8 protein-coding genes and 1 tRNA gene are annotated in these 9,593 nt (G+C 68.6%); 3 read left to right on the top strand and 6 right to left on the bottom strand.

Going from position 1 to position 9,593, the window contains the following annotated elements:
- The coding region (locus tag ACK5F2_RS13305) for an ABC transporter permease (RefSeq protein ID WP_409865321.1) at nt 1-1,170 on the bottom strand (1,170 nt) is incomplete at its 3' end.
- A gap of 140 nt (nt 1,171-1,310) precedes the next feature.
- Here ACK5F2_RS13305 and ACK5F2_RS13300 point away from each other — a divergent pair.
- Both ACK5F2_RS13300 and ACK5F2_RS13295 read left to right on the top strand, forming a co-directional pair.
- Nucleotides 1,311-1,384, top strand: a tRNA-Gly gene (locus ACK5F2_RS13300).
- A gap of 206 nt (nt 1,385-1,590) precedes the next feature.
- Complete coding sequence (locus tag ACK5F2_RS13295; protein WP_409865319.1) at nt 1,591-2,373, top strand: rhodanese-related sulfurtransferase; 783 nt, start codon at nt 1,591-1,593, stop codon at nt 2,371-2,373.
- Nucleotides 2,374-2,539: 166 nt separating this feature from the next.
- Here the strand turns inward: ACK5F2_RS13295 and ACK5F2_RS13290 are convergent, their stop codons facing one another.
- Together ACK5F2_RS13290 and ACK5F2_RS13285 are read right to left on the bottom strand one after the other, a co-directional pair.
- Nucleotides 2,540-3,217, bottom strand: coding sequence for a PEP-CTERM sorting domain-containing protein (locus ACK5F2_RS13290; RefSeq protein ID WP_409865317.1), 678 nt, complete (start codon nt 3,215-3,217; stop codon nt 2,540-2,542).
- A gap of 63 nt (nt 3,218-3,280) precedes the next feature.
- Complete coding sequence (locus ACK5F2_RS13285; RefSeq protein WP_409865314.1) at nt 3,281-5,485, bottom strand: PhoX family protein; 2,205 nt, start codon at nt 5,483-5,485, stop codon at nt 3,281-3,283.
- Nucleotides 5,486-5,695: 210 nt separating this feature from the next.
- Here ACK5F2_RS13285 and ACK5F2_RS13280 point away from each other — a divergent pair, with 210 nt between their 5' ends.
- Nucleotides 5,696-6,697, top strand: a complete 1,002-nt coding sequence (locus ACK5F2_RS13280) for a GlcNAc-transferase family protein (protein ID WP_409865312.1) — start codon at nt 5,696-5,698, stop codon at nt 6,695-6,697.
- A gap of 13 nt (nt 6,698-6,710) precedes the next feature.
- Here the strand turns inward: ACK5F2_RS13280 and ACK5F2_RS13275 are convergent, their stop codons facing one another.
- From ACK5F2_RS13275 to ACK5F2_RS13265, 3 genes are all read right to left on the bottom strand, one after another.
- Nucleotides 6,711-7,430, bottom strand: coding sequence for a hypothetical protein (locus tag ACK5F2_RS13275; RefSeq protein ID WP_409865310.1), 720 nt, complete (start codon nt 7,428-7,430; stop codon nt 6,711-6,713).
- Between the two features lie 31 nt (nt 7,431-7,461).
- Nucleotides 7,462-9,237 carry a putative porin gene (locus ACK5F2_RS13270; RefSeq protein ID WP_409865308.1) on the bottom strand — a complete coding sequence of 592 codons (1,776 nt, stop codon included), beginning with the start codon at nt 9,235-9,237 and terminating at the stop codon, nt 7,462-7,464.
- Between the two features lie 32 nt (nt 9,238-9,269).
- Nucleotides 9,270-9,593, bottom strand: a 324-nt coding sequence (locus ACK5F2_RS13265; protein ID WP_409865306.1) for a TonB C-terminal domain-containing protein, incomplete at its 5' end; no start/stop codon positions are given.

Genomic DNA, 9,593 nt, shown 5'->3' with positions numbered 1-9,593 from the left:
CAGCGCCGGCACGCTGGCCAGTTGCAAGACGGGCGGCAGACCAAAACCCAGCAGCAGGCTCAGGCCCAAGCCCAGGCCCAGCGCGGCCGGCCAGAGGCTGGGGGCAGGCAAATCCACCGCAATCAAGCCCGACAGCAGGCTCACAAAGCCATGGTGCACGGCCCAGCCCAGGCCCACCCCGATCAGGCTGGCCAGCAGGCCCACCGCACCAAACTCCAGGCCATAGGACCAGGCAATGCGCCGCTGCGACTGCCCCAGCACGCGCAGCATGGCGCAGTCATCCAGATGCCGCGCCGCAAAGTCACGCGCCGCCAGGGCCACGGCCACGGCCGCCAGCAGGGACGAGAGCATGGCCACCAGGTTCAGGAACTTGGCGGCCCGGTCCAGGGTCTGCCGCATCTCGGGCCGGCCACTTTCCAAAGACTCCAAGCGGACACCGCGGAAGGCACCACTCTCGATCTGCGCCCGAGCCTGGCGCAAAAAGGCCTGCAGGCCGGCCTCCTGCCCTGCTCCCGCGGCCACGGCCCAGCGGTAGCTGAGCCGGCTCGCGGGCTGCACCAGCCCGGTCGCCGCCAGATCCGACTCCGCCAGCATGACCCGCGGTGCAAAGGCGAGAAAGCCCGCCCCGCGGTCGGGCTCGGTGCGAATCACGCCCGCAATGCGCAGGCTGCGCTCACCCAGCAGCAGGCTGTCGCCCTCGCCCAGCCCCAGGGCGCTGAGTACGCCGGCGTCCAGCCAGACCTCGCCCGGCGCCGGAGCCCCCACTTTGCGTCCGTCCTCCAGCAGCAGCCGACCGCGCAGCGGATACGCCTCACCCACGGCCTTGACTGCAACCAAGCGACTGGCGCCCCCCTTGTCCTCGGGCGCCCGCGCCATGCTGGGGAAGCTGACCGTGCCCACCTGGCTCAGCCCGGCCTGGTCTGCCAATTGGCGCAGGGCCGGCGGCGTGGGCTGATCGCTGGCAAGCACGGCATCACCGCCCAGCAACTGCGCCGCATCGCGTCGCAGGCCCTGGTCCAGCCGATCCGACAGAAAGCCCACCGCGCACAGCGCCGCCACCGCCAGCGCGACCGCCAGCACCAGCAGGCGCAATTCGCCAGCGCGCAGATCGCGCAAGGTCTGGCGCCAGGCCAGCACAAGGATCGATGGGGGCTTTGCAGACGAGCTCATGCCCGCACTGTAAGACAGGCCCGGCCCCTGGCGCTGGCCAGGCCAGATCGCCCCCATGCACCAGTCGCCCAACGCAGGGTCAACACCGAGTGCCAGACACGCCGGTGCTCGCGCGCGCAGGCTACAATCCGCGCCGAAACGCGGGTGTCGTTCAATGGTAGGACTCTTGCTTCCCAAGCAAATAACGTGGGTTCGATTCCCATCACCCGCTCCACATCTCTGCAAGTCGTCCATTTCTATCGACCAAGCCGGCAGAGTCTCGCCCTCCTGCAGCGCCCTCATGCAAAGGGACTGGCCTGCATGGGCCCCAGCATCAGCCACCTAGGCTCAAGGTCGTACATCTGGCCCTCCCCGGCCGACTGCCAGCGCTGATAGCGCGGCGCTGACGGGCAGCTTGGGACAGCGCGGACAATCCGGGCCATGTCGCTCATCCACAGCTCCTTCTACCGCTTCACGCCCGTGCCCGACCCGACCGCGTTCGCCGACTGGCTGCGCGAGGCCGGGGCCGGCCTGGGCGGCGTCGTGCTGGTGGCCAGCGAGGGCCTGAGCGCGGCCCTTGCCGGCCCGGCCGAGCTGCTGGCCCGCTTCGAGGCCGCGCTGCAAGAGCAGCCCGGCTTTGCGGGCCTGCACTTCAAGCACAACGACTGCGAGCGCCCACCATTCAGCCGGCTCAAGGTCAGCGTGAAGCGCGAGATCGTTGCCTTCGGCATACCCGGCGTCAGCGGCGGCGAGGCGAGCGACACTCACGTCAGCCCGCAGCGCTGGCGCGAACTGCTGGACGACCCCGACACCGTGGTCATCGACAACCGCAACAGCTTTGAGTTCAAGCTGGGCCGCTTTCGGGGCGCGCTGGACCCCGGCGTGAATCACTTCCGCGACTTCCCCGCCTACGTGGAGGCCCGCCGCGACGACTGGCAGGGCAAGACCGTCGCCATGTACTGCACAGGCGGCATCCGGTGCGAGAAAACGGCCGCCTGGATGCAGGCCCGTGGCATCAAGGTCGCTCAGCTCGATGGCGGCATTCTGAACTTCCTGGCGGCCTTCCCTGATGCGGCGCGGGACTGGGAGGGCGAGTGCTACGTGTTCGACAAGCGCATCGCCATCGACGCCCAGGCCCGCGAGACCGGCACCACGGCCGAGCAGGTGTTCACCGACCCGGCCGACGCCTGGCGGCTGGCGCGCGCCCGAAGACTGGACCCCTGACGGCTTATCCGGCGAAGCGGCCCGTCATGGCGCTGCTGGTCACGGGCCGGGCATTCGATACGGATTTAGGGCTTCGTGGATAGCTTTCACAGCAAGACAAAGGGCCGCTTGAAGCGGCCCTTTGTGTTTTCGGCTGCCGGACTTGGCCGGCGCGCCGCTGCTTTGCTCAGACCTTGAGACGGCGGCGGCTCAGCAGGCCCAGCACGCCCAGACCGGCCAGCATCAGCGCGTAGCTCTCGGGCTCGGGCACGGCCAGGGTCAGGTTGTCGAGCACGATGTTGTTGCCGGCCACGCCGAAACCGTAGATGTCGGCACTGGCGCGGCTGAAGCCCAGGAACTGGGTGGCGTTGTAGCTATCGACATCGGTCTTGATGGAGAAGGTGAAGCTCTCCAGCGTATTGCCCTCCTGGTCATAAGCCAGCAGGGTCAGCGCATTGTTGACGCCCACGCTACGGAACTGGTTCAGATAGGCACCCACATGCTGAACGCCGGTGCTGAAGCTGAAGCCCAGTTCACCGCGCTTGCCCAAGAAGCTGCTGGCCAGGAAGTTGCCATCCACGCCGGTGCCCAGGTCAAACACGCCCCACAGGCCGTTCTGGCCCAGGTCGCGGTTGTTGGCGCCCACCTCGGCAAAGGGGCCCGAGGTCAGGGTGACCGACATGCCAATCTCGGCCGAGCCGACATCCACCTCACCCGTGGTGATCAGGCCATCAAAGCCATTGAAGGTGACGACCTTGCTGAGGCCAAAGCCGCTGGCGTTCTGCACCGGGGCCGCTTGCGCGGCAGCACCCATACCAATCAGGGCGCTCAGGCCCAGAAACTTGATGCTCTTGCTGATCTTCATTGCAATAAATCTCCGTCAAAGGCGGGCCGGAATGCGGCCCGCATGCTGATGCGTTGAGGCGGCTCAGGTCCCGATGACGCCGCCATCGTCCTTGGTGATCACGACCACGCCCGAGCGCGGACGGCCCGCCGGCAGCGGCGTGACGCCGTCAGAGGCGAAGCTCCACTGACCCTGCGGCCAGTTGGAGTACTGGGTCGGGTTGCTGAAGGTCGAATCCTCGCCAGGGTGCTGCACACCGACGAACAGGGTCTTGCCATCCGGGCTCATGGTCACGCCCGTCACTTCGCAGTGATTCGGGCCGGTCAGGAAGCGGCGGGTCTCGCCGGTGGCCGGGTCGGCGCAGACCATGCTGTTGGCACCGATATTCACCCAGTTGCCACCGCCATCGCCCTGCTGGTCGGTCTGGACCCAGAGGCGGCCGAAGGGATCGAACCACAGACCATCGGGCGCACCGTAGTCGGCGCTGCCATTGGGGCTGTCCACGATATTGCCTTCGTACTGCGACTTGGGCGTCAGCGTGGTCGTGGCGCTGTCACCCGCCTGCACGAACAGATCCCAGGCGAAGCTGGTGGCCGTGACCGTGCGGCCGCTCTCGCGCCAGCGGATGATGTGGCCATAGACGTTGTTGGCACGCGGGTTGGCCGCATCGACCAGGGGGCGGGCGCTGCCGCCGGCGGTGGAGCCGTCCGGATTGTTGGCCTTGACGCCACCGCTGCGACCGCGGTTGCTGTTGTTGGTCAGGGTGCAGTAGACCTCGATCTCCTGGTAGCCCTTGATGCGCGGACGTGCGCCGGTCCACTCGGGGCGGTCCATCATGGTGGCGCCCACGGCGTCGGCGGCCATGCGGGTCTTGATCAGGATCTTGGCCAGCACCTCGGCATCGTTCGCGCCCATGAAGTTGGGGTTGTCGCGCAGTGCCTTGCCGTCCACGCCCACGGTACCCGGGAGCAGCGCAATCCACTGGCCGCTGAGGTTGGCGTCGAAGCGGGCCACATAGAGCACGCCGCTGTCCAGCAGATTGCGGTTGGCGGCACGGTTCGTGGGGTTGAACTTGCCCTCGCAGACGAATTTGTAGATGTACTCGCTGCGCTCGTCGTCGCCCATGTAGAAGGCAACATTGTTCTGCGCATCGACCACATACTGGGCGCTCTCATGCTTGAAGCGGCCCAGGGCGGTACGCTTGATGGGCGCTGCGCTCGGGTTCATGGGGTCGATCTCGACCACCCAGCCCTGCAGATTCGGCTCCAGCGGATTGACGCTGACGTCAAAGCGCGGGTCGGTCTCGTGCCAGCGATAGCCAAAGCCACCGACGCTGACGCCGTAGCGGTTGTAGTTCTTGCCATCTTCGCTGGCGCTCACCGCCGGAATGCTGCCGGTGCTGCTGCCGAAGTAGCCGTTCCAGTTTTCCTCGCAAGTGAGGTAGGTGCCCCAGGGGGTCACACCGTTGGCGCAGTTGTTGATCGTGCCGTAGGCGGTGTAGCCGTCGTTCAGCGTGCCGGTGTCCACCGAGCCCGCCGGGCTGATGCTGAACTTGCGCGACTTGAGCAGGGCATGACCGGCAGCCGGGCCGCTGACCTTGCACAGGGTGTTGGCCGTGATGCGGCGGCCAAAGGGCGAGTTCTTCACCACCTGCCACTTGCCGTTGCTGCGGCGGATCTCCAGCACCGACACGCCGTGCGCGGCCTGGGACTTGCGGGTCTTGGCAATGTTGTAGCCGGCGGTCATGCCGTTGCTGTAGAGGATGTCCTCGTGGGTGTACTCGTTGTTGGCGCACAGAATGCCGCGCTCGCTGCTGGGCAGACCGCCCAGACCCGCGAAGGGGAAGAAGTGCATGCCGTCGGTGTGGGCGCCGTACTGGCGCTCCTGCTGCGAGGCGCTCTCGCTGGCATCGCCAACAAAAGGCGTGCCTCCGGGCATGATCGCGTCGCCCCAGGCCACCAGGAGCTGGGCGGTGTAGCCGGTCGGCACCACCACCTTGTCCAGCACGGCCGTGGCCGAGCCACCCAGGCTGACGTTCAGCGCGCGGGTGCTGGCCGGCACGCTGCTGAAGCCGATGGGCAGGCTCAGGGTCGAGCCGGTGTTGGCCTGCACGGTCTGAACCAGACCGCCCAGGGTCAGGCCACCGGCCGCGGCCAGGGCTGCGCCGCCAACCGAGCTCTTGACGAAGAGCCGGCGGCTCGCGTCAACCTGGTCGATGACATCGTGGATGGAAGCATTGCCAGACGGGTTCAGCGTCTGCTCGTTGCGGGGGTGCTTGCTGCCCTTCATTGCTGCGTTCTCCTGCCAAGTGGGGTGGGGGGGACCAAAACCTCCCGGACTGTGGACGCGCAGGACTGCAGGCCCGTGACGGGGGTCTGGGCCTTTCGGGCCACACCCCCGCGATCCGGGGGGCAAGCCGCGCGTGCTGCGCGGCGGTGGCAGTGGCGGCGGCGGTGGTCGCAGCCGCGTCACACAGTCGCGACAACATCCCTGCCGCCCATGTCTCCCGCCCCTCTCGCTGCCCGCTCAGCCCCCGCTGCGCACAGTCTCTTCATCAGCGTGGCAGCCTTCTGCGAGCCCCTGCTGGAGTTCACCCTGCTCAACGCGATCGCGCAGGCGCGACATCCCGAGCGGCTGGTGTTCGGGCTGGTCGAGCAGCAGTGGCCCGAGCACCGACCGGCCCTCGACCAGCAAGAGCTGGCACCGCGGCTGCGTCGCCTGCAGCTGCACCCGCTGGAAGCGCGTGGCCCCTGCTGGGCGCGCGCTCTGGCTATGAGCCTGTACCAGGGTGAGCGCTGGTTCCTGCAGATCGATGCCCACAGCTGCTTCGAGCCGGGCTGGGATGAGCGCCTGATCGCCTGGGGTCTGGCCTGCCAAGCGCACAACCCCAACTTCCTGATCAGCGCCTACCCCAACCCCTTTCGCATGGTCGAGGGCCAAGCCCAGCCCGAACCGGTCACACGCGGCGTGCTGGCCCATGTGGTCAAGAGCGGCTGCACATTTGCCGCAGAGCACCCCACCCTGCTTTTCGAAAGCGTGCCGGTGGACAGCGAGCAAGCCGTGCTGGGCCTGCATGTGGCGGGCGGCTGTCTCTTCGGCCCGGGGCATCTGGTCCAGGCCCTACCCTACGACCCCTTTCTCTACTTCCACGGCGAGGAGCAGGCCTATGCCCTGCGGGCCTGGACAAGGGGCTGGGACATCTTCCACATCCCCGACCTGCCCCTGTACCACGCCTATCTGGACCCGCAGGCGCCGCCCTCCCGCCCCCTGCACTGGTCTGCGGAGCTGGAGGCACTGCGCGGCCGGACCCAGGCCAGCGCCGCCGCCCTGCAAAGCGCCGCGGCTGCGCGGCTGCGCGCCCTGCTCTGGGACGGGGCCGACCTGGGCGTCTATGGCCTGGGCCAGGCCCGCAGCCTGGATGACTACGCGGCCTTCAGCGGCATCGACTACCGCGCCCGCCGCATCCATCCCGGGGCCTACAAGGCGCGCTTCGGCTACTGAGCCTCTGCGACGCTCACTGCCCTCCCCCACCCACCGCTGCCGCGGACTCCTGAGGCAGGCCGGCACTGCTGAGCTCGCCCGGGGGCTGACGCAGGGCGTCCAGCCTGGCACGCAAGGCCTCGGCACTGTCCTGGGCCCGCACCGCGCCCCAGCCCAGCAGGGGTTCGCGCTGCAGATTCAGCTCGGCCGGGCTCTTGGCCAGCCAGCGGTCCACGGCTTCCATGCCCAGACCATGCAAGGCCTTGTTGCGCGTCTCGGCCTGGTTCAGGGCCTGGGTGCGGCGCTCCAGCAAAGCCGCCAGGGCACCATTGCTCTGGCGCAGCTCGGCCTGCTCGCGCCGCAGCTGGGCCAGCTGCTGCTGCATCAGCTGCTCGCGTTCACCCGCCTCGGCCTGAGCGCGGTTCAGGCGCTCGCCCGCCTCGGCCAGTTCACGCCGCAGCTGCTCCAGCTGCTGTTGCTGAGCCGAGAGCTGGCCGCGCTGCTGCTGGCTGGATCCCTGGGCCTTCTGCAGCTGCTGGGCCTGCGCATCGCGCTCGCGCTGCCACTGGGCCTTCTCGGCCTCCAGGCCCTGCAACTGGGTCTGGGCGGCCTGCAGGGCGGCCTGCACGCGCCGCAGCTGGGCGCGCTCGCGGTCCTCGGGTTTGCCGCTGCCCTGGGCCTGGCTGATGCTGGCCAGCAGGCTCAGCAGCAGCAGGGGCAGCCCCTTGCGCAAGGTATTCAGGCATGTCTTCATGGGACGCTCTCCTTGATGCCGGGCCTGCCGCTCAGAAGCGGGCATTGAGGTCCAGCTGCAGCACATCGATCTTGAGCCAGGCGCTGGACAGGGTGCCCGTGGTCGTGCCGTCGCCCAGCTTCACGCGCACGCCGTCATCCAGATTGCGGCTGCTGGTCAGACGCAAGCCCAGGCTGGCACGGCGGTCAAAGGCATAGCTGCCGCCGATCTGCCAGCCCTTGTAGTTGGTGCCGCCCAGATGCCAGGTGGTGTCGGTGAAGCCGTCGATCCAGGCATCGCGCTCGAAGCGGCGCAGGGCCACAAAGGCATTCCACTGGCCGGCACTGGACAGGCTGGGATGCCCCAGGTTCAGGCGCAGCTGCGTGCCCGTGGTCTTCTCGGCCAGGCTGTCCATCAGCGGCCCGCTGGCCGCAGCGCGGCGTTTGATGTCCGCCAGATCGAAGCCGCTGTTGCGCACATAGTCCAGATTGATGCCCAGCTCCAGCGGCTCGAACTGCCGCAGCACCAGACCCGTGCTCAGGTTCAGCGGACGGAACTTGGAGGCCAGGCCCCAGACCGGGCCGCCATTCGTGCAGGGCGCGGGCACATTGGCATTGCCCTCGCTGCCCGCGGGGCAGAGATTGATCAGGGTATTGCCCTTGAGTCGCACATTGGCCGGGTACTGCGAGGGCAGATAGGTGCGCGTGCCGGCCACCGGGCTGCCCGCAGCCGGCGGCAGGGCCGTTTCGCGGCGGCCCTCCACATCGCGGAAGTCATAGGCCGCCACCGCAAAGCGCCACTGCGTGCGGCCGTCCAGGGCCCAGTCCACGCCGGCCTGCAGGCCGTACAGCCACTTGTCCGCACGCGAGGTGCCGAACTCCTCCAGCGAGAACGCTCCGGCGTTGGCAAAGGCGTAAACGCCCGGCGCCAGATCCAGCTCGCCCTGGGCCGCCACCCCCTCCACACCCAAGTCATCCGGCCACAGCAGATCGCTGCCGTAGAAGGGGCGGTCCATGCGACCGGCCAGCAGGCGCAGATTGTGGCGCGGCTCCCAGCGTATGAAGGCGCGGTCCAGCATCATGGCCGAGCGGTTGAAGTGACTGCCCAGGGTCTGGGACGCCGAGCTGGGCCCGCTGCTGCTGCCGGTGCTCAGGCGTATGCCGGCCTGCACATCGTCGGACACCTTGGCCGTGACACCCAGGCGCGCACGCAAGGTCATGCGGCGGCGGTCAATGGTGGTGTTTGTGAGATCGGGCGCCCAGGCGGGCGAGTCGCGCTGCACCCGGTAGCACTCGGCGGGCACGCCGCCGCCCACGCTGTAGCAGGGGTTGGCAGTGGCACCGGCGGCATAGCGCGGCGTACCGAAGTCCTCCATCTGCCAGCGCACGCGCACATCGCCCTCGACCTGCAGACCCCTGACCCATTCCGGCATGCTGCGTGGATCGGCCCAACGCTCCTCCCGGGCCGTGGCCAGCACCTCGTTCTTGACCTCCTCGCGGATCTGCGCCCGCAGGGTCTCGCTGACATAGGGCACGCGGATCACATTGGCCGTGCTCGCCGCCGTCGCTGCTGCTGTCGCTGCCGCGGGCACGGCCGCCACCGCGGGCGCCGGGCTGGCCTGGGCCTGCTTGAGCAGGGCATCGGCCCGCTCGCGGCTCAGCAGGCCCTGGCCCACCAGGGCCTCGATCAGGCCCAGGGTGGTGGCGCGCAGCTGCTCCAGCTCACGGCGCTCATCGGCCTGGGCCAGGGGGGCCATCAGCGCGCCGGCCAGGGCCAGGCACAGGCTGCGGCGCGCAAAGGGAAACTTGTTCTTCAGGACAGTCGTCATGATCTTGCGGACAAAGTGAATCGTGGCCCGTGCTAGCCCAGGGGGCGCAGCTGCAGGCGGAATTTCATGGGCTGGGCTGCGGCCGCGGGCGGCGGCGGCAGCTTGAGGGCGCGTGCCGTCTCGTCCAGGGCGGCGTTGAGCTCGGCATCCAGGCGCGCATCGCCCGTGCTCTGCAGGGCATGGCGGGCAATTGAGCCGTCGCGCTCCACCCAGACGCGGAACTCCGCCAGGGCCTCGGAGCGCTCGCTCTTGAGATGTTTCTCCAGCGCGTCGCGCAGCAGCTGTCGAGCGGTATTGGCAAAGAAGCGCTCCAACGCCCGGTCGCTGCTGCTGCCACTCTGCGCGGCCCCGGTGGC

It is taken from the genome of Roseateles sp., from assembly GCF_046300915.1.
Taxonomy (GTDB): Bacteria; Pseudomonadota; Gammaproteobacteria; order Burkholderiales; family Burkholderiaceae_C; genus Kinneretia.
This window is presented reverse-complemented; position numbering and strand designations above follow the sequence as displayed.